Origin of the sequence: Algoriphagus marincola DSM 16067 (assembly GCF_000429405.1) — a bacterium.
GTDB lineage: Bacteria > Bacteroidota > Bacteroidia > Cytophagales > Cyclobacteriaceae > Algoriphagus > Algoriphagus marincola.
Window position 1 is genome coordinate 18,721 of record NZ_AUBU01000021.1, and the last position, 16,014, is coordinate 34,734.

Below are 16,014 nucleotides of genomic sequence, written 5' to 3' on the forward strand. Positions count from 1 at the left end.
TGGAATAGAAATTAATATTCTTTATTTTAAATTGCCTTTAATTCTACAGCATATTCGTAAGATATGAATTGTTTTCCATGAATATTTTCCAGCCAGCCTTTTTCAAGATGGCTAATTTCAACAATTTCATTTGTCGAAATGTCTTTGAAGTGAGAAGCAATTTTTTCAAGTATAGCTAATTCTTCTTGACCAAATACTTCAGGATTAAATTTTCTATCTTCCCGTCCTACTAATTTCTCAATTCGAATCCCATCAGTTTTATCTACATACTCAATATCAATTACATCGTTTATTGCTAGATTTTCAAATATTGTTTCAAACATATTTGGTACAGGACCATAATTTATAGCTTTGTATTTAATTCCACTTATTGAGTTACCATAATATTTAAAAAAAGAAAAATCTGAATAAAAAAGTAACTTATTCATTTTTGTCTTATAACATTGTGTCATATGAGAGAAGAAAACAATCATCTCGATAAATTTTTCTAGGCTAGGCTTACTATAACCAGTCAAAATACTTGCTTCATCATCACCCATTAAATAATCATCTAGATTAATAAGTTTTTGTTTGTCTAAGTAAATTAACCGATCTATTCTCTTTAGAAGATCAAATTTTGTGTTTTCAGATTTAGGATTCCAATCCTCTACTAAACTTCTAAACTTAAATGGGTCACGTGCTAGTTTAATTAAATTTGCATTTGCTAAAGAAGGAAGCTCGCCCTTTTCATAAAGTCCGTATGTATTTTGGCCGAAACCCAAAATTTCTCCCATTCTAATAGCTGATAGACCATATTTTCCTCTTATTTCAATGATCTCTTCTCGTTGAGGAATATGATTTTTTACCCGGTAGGCATGCTCTACCATCAACAGATTGTATTCATCCAATTCTGTTGTGGTAAATTTCTCTCCTGTGTCCTCGCAGAGATAAAATTGAAATCTCGTTTTAATTTCTTCCTTTCTAAAAGTGATAGTTCTCAATTCATGCCTCAAAGGCATCTCTTTTCCTGTTAATGGACTTTTCATAAGATTATTTTTTGAAAGGGTATTTCATTCTTCGTTCGGCAATGTGGAATGAGATGCAAAGAACTTTTGATCCTTCTATTCCTTTTGTAATCTTGATGTAGATTTCTTGCCCTTTTACAATTTTTCCAAAGACCCACATTTCTTTGGTTCCGTGCATTTCCTCCGGCTTAGGACCTTCTGCGTAATCATCCACAAGTAAGTCTTGCAAAACTTGCTCGCGATCTATTGGTCGGATATCGAGAAGAGATAGTGTTTCAAAATTCTTTCCTCTTTCATCAAGGAACATCGCTCCCCCGCGTAACTTCAATTTTTCCTTGAAATCTCTCAAGAATTCTTGGACTTTTTCTCTAGGTGTTTTTTGCAAAGGTATCACGATAAAGTTTTAAAAATCAAATTTATTAAAAAAAATCAAACTTTAAAGGTTAATTTTGAATTCCTTTTCTTCAATTGAAAACAAAATTTCGCATTTAGTTTAAGATGAAACCTGAAATTTACCTTCCAAAAGCTGTAAAAATCCTTAGCCGATTAGATTTGACTAGAAATTATGAAGAAGTCATTCGGTCAGTTTTTGATCATGTTAAAAATGTAGGGACGATGGTGGTTACCTATAATGCTGGAAAAGGGATATTGAGGGCAAGACCAATGGGAGACGGAGAACCAAGGTTTACCACGGTTTTGGATTTTTCATTTAAGCCACAACATTTGAACCGGGAATTCCAAAGAGCAAGTACACCAAGAAGGACCATGTTTTACGGATCCACGGTCAGAGAAGGACTTAAAACTGGGGAAATTGATACTCCTAGGGTAATAGCCTTGGCAGAATCTATGCCATGGATAAGGGATAAGACTGTCTCAGGAATTAGGAAAATAGCTTACGGGAAGTGGATTACTCAAGAGCCATTAGAGCTATTTGCAATTGTTAATAATAAAGGGTTCCATGGAGTAAACTCTTTTTCTGAAGAGGTTTACCAAGCTTTTCTTAAAAGTCTTAATGCCCATAGTCCTGAATACCAGAATGCAATACTTGGTTTTTTCGATTACATAGCCCAAGAATTTTCTAAAGAAATAAGGAGTCCACTTGATTATCAGGTTTCAGCAATTTTTTCTGATATGATGTGTAATCATCCTAACATTGACGGAATTCTCTATCCAAGTTTTAGGATGGAAGGCCAAGGATTAAATATTGCAATCAAACCAGAATCAATGGATAAGCTAGCTCTTTTTGCAGCTGGTGAATTTCTAATCTATAAAAACAAAGATCAAATGATGGTTGGGAATTCTGCCAGTATAGTATTGGATGGGAATACACTTGAGTTTGAAATGAACGAGGATGAAAAGCACCTTGACGAAGTTTTAAAAATCATTCGTGTCAAATCACTTGATGAACTGATTTAACTCCTCAAGAAGTGTGAATTTTTACTCTATAACTAACTGGCTCCTTTATCACATTTTCGTTTTCAGGATTGAATGGATTTTCAATAATCCAAATTTTTGGAGTTTTGGAGGTGATGTCATAAACCATATAGATATAATAGTTCTCCAGCTTCATGGCTTCCTTTAGTTCATTGGAAGAAAGGAAAAAATTAGCATCTCCAACTTTGGAAGTAGTGGATTTCACTTCAATATGCCTTGGCTTTCCATTTGATTCAAAAGAATGAATGTCATAGCCCAGATAATCGAACTTCGCTTTTTCCACTTTTGATGCAAGTTTTGGAAAACCAAGATCAGTTAAACGTTTTCTCTCCATGTCAAGCACTATTTTTTCCCCTCTATCACCAATTTTCTTCAGCTTTCTTGCCTCCAACTCATAATCTGGGTTTTCAATTGAAATCATCCTTTTTTTTGAATGGGAAAGATTCTTTCCTGGCTTAATTTCTAGGGATATCCATTTTGGGGAAATTAAGGAAGGGAAGTTTGGTGTTCGGTAATCCTTTAAAATATCATCTTTGGGTCTTTCCTCTCCTTCTGGTATCGGCTTACCAGGATAAACGTTGTATAAGAAATCAGTAAAAATATCGAGAGGCCAATCTTTCATAATTTCATCCTTCAGCTTGAATCCCAAAAGTGCCTCTCTTTTGTAAACGGCATCAGACCAAATCAGATCCTCGTTATCTAGATTGAGTTGAACGAGGAAATATTCTAAATGGAAATCTGAAAAAAGATTCAAATATCGGTCTGGGAAATAGGTTGATAGTATTTTGCCTTTAAACATTGGGGAAAGAGGATTAGCCTCAATTCCTTCCAAATCGCTTTGTTCTCCGAGCTCAATTAAATCTATAATTGCTTGTTTAATATTTATGAATGCGCCATTAACACTTGAGCCAAACTTCTTTGTAAAACGGTATTTTATAGTGTCATCGCCTTTAGTTTTGCCGTAATAAATGCCAAATTTTGATGATGTAGCTCCTATAATTCTACCCAAGCCGTCTAAGCTTCTTTCAAGAGTGTAACAGAAATTATAGCCTGTTTTAGGAAGGTTATTGCCTATGGCATACTGATTTAAGGTCATATTCTTTATTCTTCTTTTATCATAAAACTTGGTAAAAGAATCCCTTAAATTGTATAAGTCCTTTTTATTCTTTAAAAAAGTGTCCATTTGGCTTTCAAAGTGGACCTGCGCTTCTCTAAGGTCATGAATATTCATGTATTATATTTTTTTAATTTGAGTGTTTTTGTAAAAGAATCCAAAGCAAATTTAATCACTTGATTTATCCTGCAGTTGTTGCCAAATAATAAGATTAGTTTAGGGGAAAATCTATAGTAGGCTATTATGAACTTTTGACCAATTTTAGATTTAGAAAGAGTTTGATCTCTAAATTTTCTTAGCTGAATTACTTCAGGAGATGTAGGGCTTCCGTAAACATGAGTTGCGATATAACATCCGGAACTAGACTTGAATATTTTTTTCTCCACTTCAGAGAGAATTTTTTTATTTTCATTTATTACCTGTGTTCCTTCAGGCAATAACTTGTAAGTATCTAAGTCTGTATAGAAAGAAGAAGCTATGAATAAATCATTTTTTATTTTTTCTTTTTCCAATGAGCTTAAGCCACTATTGTTTGAATTTAGAGTCAAAAGAATATTGGATAATTGCATTTTAACCATGGATGAAGCGGTAACTGCTAGGGCAGTAGAAATTTCTAAATATTTTGGATTTTCAATTCCGACGCTTTGGCCGTAAGCTTTAAGATCAGGATATGCTTTTTCGAGAAAGTTAGTCGCTTTTTCAATTCCGCGTTCCCCAAAAAGTTTCATCATTCCTATTTCTTCGGCTAAATTAAATTGTTCTTGGATAGCATGGTTTAATCGATAATATATTTCTTGATGATTTCCTTTTTGAGAACTTTGGGAAAAAGTATTAGAGGTATTATTTTTTTGTTGTTGTTTCGAAAGAAATATGGAGAACTGTTCGTTAAAATCTTTTTCAGTAATTTTAAAGATATCATTTGTTGTTTTTATAATTATTTCATCCGAAAATGATATCTCAATATCGATAAGAGTCTCTACAATTTCTTTTTTTAGTTCTAGAAGTTTAGCTTTGTTAAATTCAAAATTATTCTTGTTGTAGTTTCTGATTTTATTCTTTAGGACTTGATTTAAGGCTTTGAAAGAGTTGATGCAAAAAAATGAAAGTTTTTTTTCAACTATCAATCTTTTTTCTTCGTCGATTTTAGTTTTCGAATTTACTATTTCAAAAAGTGTGTCTAATCCCTTCTTCTTTATTAAAAAGAGGTCCTCAATGTCATTAAAGTCTAATATTTCATTTTTAAATCTTAGTTCTTCAAAGTGGTTTTTTGAAAATAGAGCTAGTAGATTTTCAAGTTTTTCCTGCATAATAGAAATAGGTTTTAAAATAATTTTTTCTGAGTTAAGTTTTTTATTAATTCCTTTTTCGATGTTGCTATTTTTACTAAATAGGTCTTGTTGAAGTTCCTGTGATTTTAGTTCTTTCTTGCTTTTCTTTTCTACTATATTGGTTTTTTTTTGGTTATAAGTATCATTTTGTCTTAAAGATGGGAATTCAATTACTTCATGCTCTATAAGTTGATTAGCGGCGAACTCTAATTTTTTTCTTAATTCATTATAATTATTGTTCTTAACTCTTAAAACAACTTCTTCTAAAAACTTTATAAAGTGATTAATCTTTAATATTACCTTATTTGCGTTTATTTCATGAAACTCAAAATACTCTGGGTTTGTGATCTCCGATTTGTTAAAGACAGGAACTAGATAGGTGTCACTTTGATCGGGCTTAATATAGATATCTCTCTCTTCCTTTGTAATATCAAATAATGGAAGTCTGATTATCATTTCTCCATTTTTTGTCAAATCATGTTTTGAATTGTATGAGGTTCTCTTAAATTTTTTGATTAATTCTTCGTATTGAATCTCATGCAAAAAGTATTTTTCTAGGTTTAGATTTTTTATTTCTGATTCTAGAAAATCGTGAAATAAAATATTGCCTTGACTACCTAAAAGAGAAGGGTTGATTTGGTTTGTTGGTGCCGTATAAATTCTTTTTGTGAAAGTAGTATAAAATCCATCTCTTGAAACTGAAACTACTTTTTGCTCTAACTTTTCGACACTATTTTCATTATTGAATAGTATAGGTCCTGTAAGATATGAATCAAGTAAATGGTGAACATTATGTGAATTAAACGCTAAGCTTAGATTACTTGCTATTCTTTGAAGAGGTGATACTAAGTAATTTGGATAATCTTTTGATTTATTGAATATTGGGAGATGAAAAAGTATGCTTATTGGTCTTAAAAATTCCTTTCTTTCAATTTGTGGTATATATGATTCAAGAATTTTAACTTTTGAATCTATCCAATTTATATGATTTTGTTGTCGTTTTGTTAATATTGGAGCATTATTATTTTCCATATTTTTAAATATGATATTTTTCTCTTAAATCTTCAATTACTTCCTTTATGTCTGGATTTAATTCAGGATATAGAAATTCTTTATTAAAACCTCTATTAGCAAGTTCATTTCTGATCCCAAATTTTGCTTCCTTTGGGATACAATATTTTTCAAGTAAGTGAGAAAGGTGGGGCTGATTTTCCAAGGGAATTACTGAATCCGATAATGATTGAATGAAAAACTTCCCATGTTGCCGAGCCCGGCGCATTTCAGCAGTTTCATTTTCATAGTTTCCTGTCCAGAAAAAAGGAGGATTGATAAGATTTTGATTTTTAAATTGAAATGGATCTAAATCTAAGAATTCACTTTTCCTTGAGTCATTTAGAATCATTGATTGTGGCGACCTAAAAACCCAAAACTGACCATCATCATCGTTATACTTTTCAGAATCTTCAACAGCGAAAAATAAAGCGACTTCCCATTTTAAAGTAAAATCTAACAATCTAGTAGGAACTCTACTATGCTGAGCTTGTGATAATAGATACCAGTCTTCGCTGTATTTACCTGATGTGAGTGGATTCATTAGAAATGAACCTTCGAGTCTATTATAAGCGATTTCGTTTTTTAAATCTTGGATAAGTTCGTATTCAATTCTGGCTAGTTCTATTGGGTTAGAATTTGTTCTAGTCAGACTTGGCCTCAATTTAAAAGTATTTGAAACTTGACCTCTATAATATTCTTGAAAACCTTTGAAAAAGCTGTGTCTATTTTGAATCTCAGAAACTAAGGATTGAACTTCTTCAAAAGAATTCAAATATTTTATGCAGTCCATTCGATAACCCTTTTCGACCTTCTTATATCTCCCTCAACCCTAACTCCCTCAAAAACGCATTGTGCTTTTCCCTTGCCTCCTTTGCTCTTCGGTCGATATCTGTTAGGCGATTGTGGACTTCCTTGAGGTCGATGATTTCCTCTGCTTGAGTGGTGCTCACATACCGGGAGATATTTAAGTTCCAGTCGTTTTTCTCGATTTCTTCCATGGAAACCCGTCGGGAGTACTCTTCCTCCTCTTTTCGGAACTGATAGGTCTCAACGATTTTACGGATGTCATTGGGTTCTCCATCTTCGCCTTCTCTTAGTACGTTTTGTCGCTTTCCCTTTTCGTAATGCTCCGCTGCATTGATAAAAAGCACGTCTTCAAATCGCTTGCAGCGCTTGAGTACCAAAATACAAACGGGAATCCCTGTGGAGAAAAACAGGTTTGCAGGAAGGCCGATGACGGTATCGATATGTCCGTCTTTCAGCAGCTTAGTCCTGATGCGTTCTTCGGCTCCTCCTCGGAACAATACCCCATGGGGAAGGATAATCGCCATGGTTCCTTCCATACTCAGGAAGTGAAACCCATGAAGCAAGAAGGCGAAATCGGCTGCTGACTTCGGTGCCAGACCGTAATTCTTAAACCGGAAATTATCTGATAAGGATTCTTTCGGCTCCCAACGGTAGCTAAAGGGTGGATTGGCGACGATGGCGTCAAACTCTATTTTCTTGCTTGGGTTTTCTTCATTTAAGATAGCCCAATCGTTGGTCAGGGTGTCTCCGTGGAAGATTTCAAACTCTGTGTCTTTGACTCCATGGAGGAGCATATTCATCCGTGCTAGGTTGTAAGTCGTAATATTCTTTTCCTGCCCGTAGATTTTGCCGATGCCGTTTTTGCCCATGTGGCGGCGTACATTCAGGAGCAAGGAACCTGAACCGCAGGTAAAATCCAGCACCTTGTTGATCTTGGTTTTTTTCCCGGAAGCGGGGTCTTGGCTATCCAAAACCACAATCTCCGAGAGGATGGTGGAGACCTGCTGCGGGGTATAGAATTCCCCGGCTTTCTTTCCGGATCCTGAGGCAAACTGCCCAATCAAGTATTCATAGGCATCTCCAAGGGTATCTGCGGAAGTGGAAAACTGGGAAATGCCTTCTGAAATCTTCTGAATGATCCCGCAAAGGCGTTCATTCCGCTCAGTATGGTTTTTACCAAGTTTTTCCGAGTACAAGTTGATCTCGGAGAATAGTCCTTGGAAGGCGCTGTCAAAGGATTGGTTTTCGATGTATTTAAATCCTTTTTCTAAAGTACTGAGCAAGTCAGGGTCTTGTTTTCTTGCCAGTTCTGCTATATGGGACCAGAGGAACTGAGGCTCGATCACGTAGTGGATTTTCCGACGCATCAGGCCTTCAAATTCCGTTACATCCTGGGGATTCGCTTCGTACCAAACCTTCAAGGGAGTCCTTTGATCGTTCTCCGGCAAACTGGGATAGTCTTTTCCCAATTCCTTTCGGGCAGCCATTTCGTAATTGTCTGACAGATAGCGCAAGAAGAGAAAGGAAAGCATGTAATCCCGGAAATCATCCGCATTCATGGCTCCGCGAAGCTGATCGGCAATATCCCAAAGGGTTTTTCCTAATTGATTTTGGTCTTGTTTGGTCATGGGGGGTACTTAGGTCGGCTTGGGCTTAATCTAATTGAGGAAATAATTGCTGAAGCAATCCTTTTTTATGGGATTTAAGGGTTTGAATTTTCTCGGATTGGGAGGAAATTTCGATATCAATAGCTGTAAGTAATTCAGCAATTTTTAATTGTTCATCTCTTTTTGGAACCACAATTTTAAATTCTTTTATGGAATCCTTATTTCCTCTTGGCATTTTTACTCCCTCAGCACTTTTCATAATGTGGTTAATGAATCTGTCACTTTTAAGTAGGAAGGAAAAAAATAAAGAATCTAGATTTCGGTTGTTTCTAATAATTATAATATCATTTGACGCTGCTCCTTTTTGATTGGATAACCATACTTTTTTCAGATAGGGCCTTATGTTAGAGAGCAAAATATCACCTGGCAAAAAACAGTTAAAGGAACCAGAATTAGGGAGTTTTGAAATCTTGACTTTTCCACCGAAATCAGATAGAAGATTTTCAGTGCTTACATAAGAGTCATCTTCAAGTTCATCAACTTTAACTTTTTGATTCACGAATGAAGATACTTCAGGGTCCCCCAACTTCTTCTCCACCCACTCCCCACTATCCTGAAATTCCGGGAAGCGGAGTTTGGGGACGGTTTCGCCTTCAGCGGGGAAGAGCTGCTGCATCAGGCCTTTTTTATGGGCCTGGAGGGCTTCCAATCGCTCCGTCTCTGCCTTAATCAACTCATCCAAGGAAGAAAGACAATCGGCGATTTTTTGTTGTTCGGCGGGGGATGGATATGGTAAAGGCAAGTTTTTTAGGTCACTAGAACTAATGCCCATTCTATCATGCCTTGCTCCTTGTTTTGCCTTATCTAATAGGTACTTATGCCAAATTGTGGTTTTAAAAAAGAATTCAAAAAATTCGGTCTCGGAAGAACTAAATCTGAAAATGGAATACAATGGCGACATCAAACCATCACCTATTTTATTTTTTGAAATTGGGCCGACAGGTGCATGTTTTGAAACTCTTGGGTTGTATACAAAATCACCCTTCTTTACTATATAATATCCGTTAAGGTTTGCTGAATTTGCTATTTGCTTGTCAAAAAAATCCTGTTGATCTACTACTCCATACTCAGCAGAATTAGTTAAAACGCGGGAGTGAACGTTTTTTCTATTTTTATCGGTAACTGAAGAAGCAATTTCAATTAATCTTTTTATCTCCCAAGATCCTTTATTCTTAAACTCAGGAAAACGTAATTCCGGTTCTAATTTCTTATTCATACGCTGCTAATCCAGAAATTTCACGGCCATGGGCCAGTTTTTTAAGGTAAGGGCCCAGTTGTTCCATCAGGGCCAGTTCTTTTTTGGTGCGGTCTTTCCAGCCTAGTTCGAGGGGTGCTAGGAGTTCACTCAGCTGATCCCCGTCGAAGATCATTCGGTTAAGAATAGCCGAGACAAAGTCCTGCAAAGCTTCGAAGTCCAGCCCGTGGGTGTCGGCAATTGCTCGAAGTACTTTTTCGGATTTATCCTTTTTGAAGCGCTCGTACCCGGCTTTGATTTCTTCTACATTGAGACCTTTCCCGACTTGAAGGCTATTGATGTACTCGGTGATGTCTTCCCGCTCATCCATCAGATTGGCACTCGAGCTCAGTAAGTTGATCAGTTGCTCCCGGGTCATCTTCTGCTTGGAAGGCTTGTTCTGCGTGTACTTGGCGATCAGGTTCATGATGTAGTCGTAATCGACCACTGCCGAAGCGAACAGCACTAAGTTGAAATCCAGCGCGTCGACCTCCGGAGGCGTGTCCTTGCCGCCTTCGTCTTGTTTGCCTTTCAGTCGCCTAGCTGTCTCCAGATAAGCGGATTTGAAGGATCTTAGCTCTTCCTCCGGCAAGGTGCTTTCGATTTGCTCCTTGATTTCTGGGGTGAGATCGGTGTATTGATCCAGTTGGGTTTTGAGCCGCTGCACCTCCTTGAACTTCTCGATAAACTGAGCCCGAGCGATATCTCCCTTGAGGTTAGCGACTTCCTCAGCCTTGCATTCTACCCCATGGGATTTCATTAGATTATTGAGCTCTTCCAAGGCTTTTCCAAATTTCTCGAAGACTTTGGGAGCAGGTTCCGCCAGCCAGATTTCTTTGGCTTTGTCCATATCACCCCCTGAAAAAAGGGCAATTGCATCTTCCACATTTTTCTGCTGACCGCGGAAATCCATCACCTGACCATGCGGCTTGCTTCCATTGAGAATCCGATTGGTACGGGAGAAAGCCTGAATCAAGCCGTGGTACTTGAGGTTTTTGTCCACGTAGAGGGTATTCAGGTATTTGGAGTCAAAGCCTGTCAGTAGCATATCCACGACGATTACCAAGTCGATTTTCTTGGAATGCGGCACATCGGAGTTGGGATACTTTTGGTCTTTGATCCGTTGCTGTACGTCCTGGTAGTATTTGTCAAATTCCCCGATGGAGTGATTCGTGCCGTATTGCTCGTTGTAGTCGTTGATGATGCCTTTGAGCGCCAGTTTTTTCTCCTCGGGTGCGACTTGGTTGTCCGCTTTTTCGTTAGGAAGGTCTTCTTGAATCTGCTGCACATCCTTGTTTCCTTCTGCCGGAGGGGAAAATACGCAGGCGATGTTCAGAGGTCGATAATCCTCATCTGTTGCTGATCTTTGCGCTTGAATGGCTTTGAACAAGTGATAGTACTCGATGGCATCATTGATCGAGTTGGTCGCCAAGAAGGCATTGAATTTCCTGAAGTTTGTAGCTGCCTCATGTTTTTCCAGAATTGCTTCGATGATGGCCTGCTTGGTTGCCGGGTCATTGACAGTGGGAAGGTTTTTTCCATCTCGCTTGAAGTAATCTACATGGAATCGCAAGACATTCTGATCCTCGATGGCGTTGGTAATGGTGTATTTGGGTAATTCGTTTTGGAAAATGTCCTTCGTGGTCACGTAGCTTCCCACTGTTCCGTCGATCTGTTTGTAATTCGCATTTTCTTCAAAAATAGGCGTGCCGGTAAAGCCAAAGAGTTGGGCATGCGGGAAAAACTCCTTGATGGCCTTGTGATTATCCCCAAACTGGGAGCGGTGGCATTCATCGAAGATAAAGACCAATCGCTTTTTGCTCAGGGGAGCGAGCTTTTCTTTGTAGTTTTTGGGATTGTTGGGGTCTAGTGCCAAGCCCAATTTTTGGATAGTGGTGACAATGACCTTATTTGCGTGATCATCCGAAAGCATTCTGCGAACCAAGGTACTGGTATGCGTATTTTCCTCGACGCAGTCTTTCTGGAAGCGGTTAAACTCCTCCCGTGTTTGTCGGTCCAAGTCCTTCCTGTCCACTACGAAAAGGCATTTGGCAATATCAGGATTGTCCTTGAGTAAGGTGGAAGCTTTGAAAGAAGTCAGCGTTTTTCCAGAGCCTGTGGTATGCCAGATGTAACCGTTGCCACGATTTTCGGTAATGGAATTGAGGATGGCTTTGACCGCATAGATTTGATAAGGGCGCATGATGAGAAGCTTTTGTTCCACTTCCACCAAGACCATGTATTTGCTGATCATTTCAGCCAGTTTGCACTTGGCCAGAAACTCTTCCGCAAAGTCATCAATGTTCGTTACCTTCTTATTATCAGGTTTCGCCCATTGGTAGACGGGCAGGTATTGCTCGTCGGCATTGAAAATAAAGTGCTGGTTTTTATTGTTGGTGAAATAGTAGGTCTCTTTTCGATTGCTGACCACAAACAACTGAACAAAACAAAGGAGTGAGTTGGTGTAGCCATTACCGGGATCACTTTTGTAATCCACGATTTGCTGCATGGCCCTTCTAGGACTGATTTGAAGGGTTTTCAGCTCAATCTGAACGACCGGTATTCCATTGATCAACAGGAGTACATCGTAGCGATGACTGCTGTTTTGGGAATTGACCCGAAGTTGGTTGATAACTTCAAATTCGTTTTTGCACCAGTCTTTGATATTGACCAAGGTAAAAGCCAAGGGAGTTCCGTCCTCCCGGATAAAGTCATTTTTTTGTCGAATCAGTTTTGAAGAAAGGAAAACATCCGGCTGAATGATTTTATCCTTCAATCGCTCAAACTCAGAATCCGTCAGACTGACCTTATTCAGTGCTTCAAACTTTTTTCTAAAATTCAGTTCAAGTGCCTTGCGATCACGGATATCTTTTCGATAGGTGTACTTGAGGTCTTGAAGCCTTCCGATTAGGCCGTATTCTATTTCTGATTCGCTGACTGATGAAGCCATTATTTAAAAATTACTTTTAAAAACTTTATTATCTAAAGAAATAGAATTATTTCGTTTTTTACCAAACCAACTCCCATAAATCCACCAGTCCATGATTAAATTCACTTACTTCAAACATGGTTTTCAATTGAAACTATCTCTTATTTTAATATTCAACTTTTATAGGGGCTAAATTAGTATACTTTTTATTTCAACCCTGTCCAACCATAAAGATTTAGGCTAAAACGCTAAACTTATATTGGAACCTTTTATTTGGGTATTGAATCTGAAAGTCCGGTTTATGGTAATTACGAGATTTGGGACAAGGTAGAAAAGGGGATGTAATATTGGAATTAAGTAAGAAGGTTCAGATTTATAGTAATATAATGCGCAAACTTGATAAATCTATTAGTAATGAATAATGCGTTATGATTTCCGATAATTATCCGATAAAGGCTTGAATCGGCTAGGAGGGTAGCTAAATCTTAATCAGAATCCAGTAAAATTTGACTTAACTTAGTTGGATTAGATGTCAAAATTGCCCATTTGGAAAATTCTTTGACCTTAAATCTCCAGACTTCTCAGTTCGGAATTACAAATCCTGTGTAGCAAATAGGAGGGGTTCCATTTGTCCAGCTTTTCCTTAAGATTTGATTTTCTTACTTACCTATCCTTGGGAATCATGTTGGACTTCTTTACTTTCCAGAACTCTTTCAGATTAATTAATATTCATAGATCATGAGAAGCAGGGCCAATATCAACCTAGAGCTTTCTAAAGAAGAGAAAGGAAGTTTGAGGAAACACAAGGTCAAAATTTCGGAGATTTTGGACTATTCCCCAGATGAGATTGAAGTTTTATTAAATGTTTCTGAATCAAGAGCTAAGGAAATTTTTGCCTTAGCCGATTTTCAGCAAGTGCCCTCTATCGGGATCAAGTTTGCTAAAGACTTAATATCAATGGGTTTTTACAGCATGGATGATTTGCAAGGTAAATCGGGTGCTGAATTAACTGATCTTCATGAAAAACATATCGGATATAAAACTGACCCCTGTGTGGAAGACCAATTTCGCTTAATAGCTTACTTTTCTAGTACCAAGGATTTCTCCAAGAACTGGTGGGACTTTACAGCTGAGCGAAAGGCATATCGAGCCGAATTTGGATACCCAAAAGACAGGCCTAAAAAGAGTTGGACTGAAGTACTGTAAAGACTTGGTCAGTTCAAAACCTGAATAGACCATTCCAGTTAGAGGGCGTTTATATTCTCCTTAGATAAGGCTTTAAATACCAGGTTTTCACCCTTATGAAACCCTCTCTGAACCCTAGTTCCTCCCTACCCATTCTTGGGAGCGAGTAGGGAGATGATAGGGAGCCAAGTGGGATGAAAGTGGGAGGAAGTATAGCTTATCCCTAGCGTATTTATAGGGATATCTGAACTTATCTCTATAAAAGCGATAGGTGATCTTTGCTTGAAGTAAAGTGCTTCAAATCCTTAGCTTTGGGAAAGAAATACATGGGAAGTAGGGGGGGATATGAAAAGAAGCTTTTAAACCATAGCTCCTTTTTATCTTTCTTTTCTGGCTAGGTTTTAATTAATTGAAAGCTTCCCGATTTTGACTCTTTCAGTTTATTTCCTGTCCTAGGGTTTTATTATTGAAATAGACAGAGATAATTAATAATAAAAATGCCGAACTAGTGCTTATGACTACCACTGAACTCATTATCTTAAATTTTGCAGAGATTAGAAGAAAAAGCATCAAACTGTGGGAGGGATTACCTGAGCGATTTTATCATTGGAAGCCGGATGAAAATGCTATGTCTGCCATAGAAATTATCAGGCATGTCTTGGAAGCTGATTATGGATGGAATATCATCATCAACCAAGGAAGTATGACTAACTATCAAACCCCTTGGGAAAAGCGACCTTTTGTGAGTCTTGCAGACGAACTTGAATTTGCTGAGCCCTACAGAAAGCAATTTTTAGAAAGTGTTCGGCAATTTTCGGAAAAAGACTTGGAGGAAAAAAAAGTCATTCATCCCGGTAATGGAGAGAGAAAAATGCTTGGAAAGTATTTGCTTCGAATTGGCTATCATGAGTCAGTGCATGCAGGGCAATTCCTGTCCTATCTAAGAGCTATGGGAATGGATCGGCCGGATATTTGGGATTGAATTTGAATATGAACTAGAAAGGTTTGTAATTGTGAAATAGTTGCTTTTAATCCCTAAACGGAAGATGTCAGTGGATAAGGAGTCATTAAAATGAAAAAAATACAAATAGCCTGCATAGCCCTCTTTTCAATGATCTTAGTCTTAAGTAACCGCTATGCTGGATATATCAATGTGCTGACGGAGGGGCTGGGTCAATCATATTTATTTCAAACCCAGAATGCTGAATTTGAATTTTGGGCCATACCTTCCAAAGGAAGAGACATTGAAATGATGGAGCAGCAATTCAAGGAATTTAGGGAAAGGAGTCCTGAATTCTCGGAATTAAGGATCTATCGGACTTTTAGCAGGAATCCTTTCAAATTTTGGAATTGGTTTGATTACCTGACGAATGATCAATATGATTATCCATTTCAGGAAGAAATTGCACAAGCGTTTGATTGATCTTTTGAATCAGCAGATGTGAATTTGAGTTCTGTCTGAATGAACTATTTTCCTCAAACTAGTGATTTATTATTTTTAGTTTATATTCCTTTTTGAAATGAAACATCAAAATTTTCTGGGAATAGACCTTGGGGGAACAAAATTGCTGCTAGTAGCAGGAGAACACAAGGAAAGGGTGGCTACCGGCGTGGATTTCAAACCTCAGGATCTTTATCAGGCGGTAAATTCCTTTTTGACCGCCAATCAGATTACCATCGAGGGAATAGGTTTAGCAGTTCCCGGTTTGATCAGCAGTAACCAATTAATTAGTTGCGATGTACTTCCTCATTTTTCAGGTTGGAGCCCTGATTTTTCCTTCTTGAAAAAGAGCCTTCCTGTGTTTTTTATCAATGATGTGCGGGCTGCGCTTTTGGGGCTTTACCCCAACCCTTCCAGGGATTTTACGGGAGGAGTAGTATTTGTAGGAACCGCCATCGGGTCGGCTTGGCTGGTAAAGGGACTTACTTTAGAAGGGGAGAAGGGCTGGGCCGGAGAACTGGGATATTTTCCGATTGAATGGAAAGGAAGGGTATATAGACTTGATGAAATTGCAGGAGGAAGATATATGGCCGAGAAAGTAGGTTTGGATGGTTTTGAGATGTTTTATCGTGCGTTGGAAGGGGATCCGAACGTAGTGAGGGTAGTGAAAGAGGGTGGCTATTCCTTAGGGATGACCCTGGCCGGAATGATCAACTTGTTTAATCCTGCTGAAATAGTTCTAGGTGGAGGGACTATCAAATTGCCTCATTACTGGGAGGAAGTCCAAAAAGCTGCCAAGAAACATACCATTCCTTCTT

13 protein-coding genes are annotated in these 16,014 nt (G+C 37.9%); 5 read left to right on the forward strand and 8 right to left on the reverse strand.

Annotation, left to right across the window (positions count from 1 at the left end):
* Positions 1-26 precede the first annotated feature (26 nt).
* Both G457_RS0114175 and G457_RS0114180 read right to left on the reverse strand, forming a co-directional pair.
* Positions 27-1,025, reverse strand: coding sequence for a type II toxin-antitoxin system antitoxin SocA domain-containing protein (locus G457_RS0114175; RefSeq protein ID WP_026947062.1), 999 nt, complete (start codon positions 1,023-1,025; stop codon positions 27-29).
* 4 nt (positions 1,026-1,029) lie between these two features.
* Complete coding sequence (locus G457_RS0114180) at positions 1,030-1,389, reverse strand: hypothetical protein (RefSeq protein WP_035483988.1); 360 nt, start codon at positions 1,387-1,389, stop codon at positions 1,030-1,032.
* A 113-nt stretch (positions 1,390-1,502) separates the two neighbouring features.
* On the opposite strand from G457_RS0114180, the gene G457_RS0114185 reads away from it, so the two are divergent.
* Positions 1,503-2,420: an RES family NAD+ phosphorylase gene (locus G457_RS0114185; protein ID WP_026947064.1), complete on the forward strand. Its 918-nt coding sequence runs from the start codon at positions 1,503-1,505 to the stop codon at positions 2,418-2,420.
* Positions 2,421-2,424: 4 nt separating this feature from the next.
* Here the strand turns inward: G457_RS0114185 and G457_RS22995 are convergent, their stop codons facing one another.
* Genes G457_RS22995 through G457_RS0114215 form a run of 6 tightly spaced genes read right to left on the reverse strand, consistent with a single transcriptional unit; the run spans position 2,425 to position 12,591 of the window.
* The gene (locus G457_RS22995) at positions 2,425-3,669 is read right to left on the reverse strand and encodes a DUF3883 domain-containing protein (RefSeq protein ID WP_026947065.1); all 1,245 of its coding nucleotides are present in this window, start codon (positions 3,667-3,669) and stop codon (positions 2,425-2,427) included.
* Positions 3,666-5,912, reverse strand: coding sequence for a CFI-box-CTERM domain-containing protein (locus tag G457_RS0114195; RefSeq protein WP_026947066.1), 2,247 nt, complete (start codon positions 5,910-5,912; stop codon positions 3,666-3,668). Before G457_RS0114195 ends, G457_RS22995 begins: the two co-directional genes overlap by 4 nt.
* 4 nt (positions 5,913-5,916) lie before the next feature.
* The gene (locus G457_RS0114200) at positions 5,917-6,723 is read right to left on the reverse strand and encodes an FRG domain-containing protein (protein WP_026947067.1); all 807 of its coding nucleotides are present in this window, start codon (positions 6,721-6,723) and stop codon (positions 5,917-5,919) included.
* A gap of 22 nt (positions 6,724-6,745) precedes the next feature.
* Positions 6,746-8,368, reverse strand: a complete 1,623-nt coding sequence (locus tag G457_RS0114205; protein ID WP_026947068.1) for a type I restriction-modification system subunit M — start codon at positions 8,366-8,368, stop codon at positions 6,746-6,748.
* Between the two features lie 25 nt (positions 8,369-8,393).
* On the reverse strand, positions 8,394-9,623 hold the full coding sequence (locus tag G457_RS0114210) for a restriction endonuclease subunit S (protein ID WP_026947069.1): 1,230 nt from the start codon (positions 9,621-9,623) through the stop codon (positions 8,394-8,396).
* The gene (locus G457_RS0114215; protein WP_035483991.1) at positions 9,616-12,591 is read right to left on the reverse strand and encodes a type I restriction endonuclease subunit R; all 2,976 of its coding nucleotides are present in this window, start codon (positions 12,589-12,591) and stop codon (positions 9,616-9,618) included. Before G457_RS0114215 ends, G457_RS0114210 begins: the two co-directional genes overlap by 8 nt.
* A gap of 717 nt (positions 12,592-13,308) precedes the next feature.
* Here G457_RS0114215 and G457_RS0114220 point away from each other — a divergent pair.
* From G457_RS0114220 to G457_RS0114235, 4 genes are all read left to right on the forward strand, one after another.
* Positions 13,309-13,776 carry a helix-hairpin-helix domain-containing protein gene (locus tag G457_RS0114220; RefSeq protein ID WP_026947071.1) on the forward strand — a complete coding sequence of 156 codons (468 nt, stop codon included), beginning with the start codon at positions 13,309-13,311 and terminating at the stop codon, positions 13,774-13,776.
* A 493-nt stretch (positions 13,777-14,269) separates the two neighbouring features.
* Positions 14,270-14,737, forward strand: a complete 468-nt coding sequence (locus G457_RS0114225) for a DinB family protein (protein ID WP_026947072.1) — start codon at positions 14,270-14,272, stop codon at positions 14,735-14,737.
* A gap of 90 nt (positions 14,738-14,827) precedes the next feature.
* Positions 14,828-15,178 carry a hypothetical protein gene (locus tag G457_RS0114230; RefSeq protein ID WP_155847164.1) on the forward strand — a complete coding sequence of 117 codons (351 nt, stop codon included), beginning with the start codon at positions 14,828-14,830 and terminating at the stop codon, positions 15,176-15,178.
* Positions 15,179-15,275: 97 nt separating this feature from the next.
* Positions 15,276-16,014: ROK family protein (locus G457_RS0114235; protein ID WP_035483994.1), on the forward strand; the 739-nt coding region annotated here is incomplete at its 3' end.

Excerpts from the sequence above, each read along its gene's own strand:
- G457_RS0114175 (WP_026947062.1), bottom strand. The coding sequence starts at position 1,025 with ATGAAAAGTCCATTAACAGGAAAAGAGATGCCTTTGAGGCATGAATTG.
- G457_RS0114185 (WP_026947064.1), top strand. The coding sequence starts at position 1,503 with ATGAAACCTGAAATTTACCTTCCAAAAGCTGTAAAAATCCTTAGCCGA.
- G457_RS22995 (WP_026947065.1), bottom strand. The coding sequence starts at position 3,669 with ATGAATATTCATGACCTTAGAGAAGCGCAGGTCCACTTTGAAAGCCAA.
- G457_RS0114195 (WP_026947066.1), bottom strand. The coding sequence starts at position 5,912 with ATGGAAAATAATAATGCTCCAATATTAACAAAACGACAACAAAATCAT.
- G457_RS0114200 (WP_026947067.1), bottom strand. The coding sequence starts at position 6,723 with ATGGACTGCATAAAATATTTGAATTCTTTTGAAGAAGTTCAATCCTTA.
- G457_RS0114205 (WP_026947068.1), bottom strand. The coding sequence starts at position 8,368 with ATGACCAAACAAGACCAAAATCAATTAGGAAAAACCCTTTGGGATATT.
- G457_RS0114210 (WP_026947069.1), bottom strand. The coding sequence starts at position 9,623 with ATGAATAAGAAATTAGAACCGGAATTACGTTTTCCTGAGTTTAAGAAT.
- G457_RS0114215 (WP_035483991.1), bottom strand. The coding sequence starts at position 12,591 with ATGGCTTCATCAGTCAGCGAATCAGAAATAGAATACGGCCTAATCGGA.
- G457_RS0114220 (WP_026947071.1), top strand. The coding sequence starts at position 13,309 with ATGAGAAGCAGGGCCAATATCAACCTAGAGCTTTCTAAAGAAGAGAAA.
- G457_RS0114225 (WP_026947072.1), top strand. The coding sequence starts at position 14,270 with ATGACTACCACTGAACTCATTATCTTAAATTTTGCAGAGATTAGAAGA.
- G457_RS0114230 (WP_155847164.1), top strand. The coding sequence starts at position 14,828 with ATGAAAAAAATACAAATAGCCTGCATAGCCCTCTTTTCAATGATCTTA.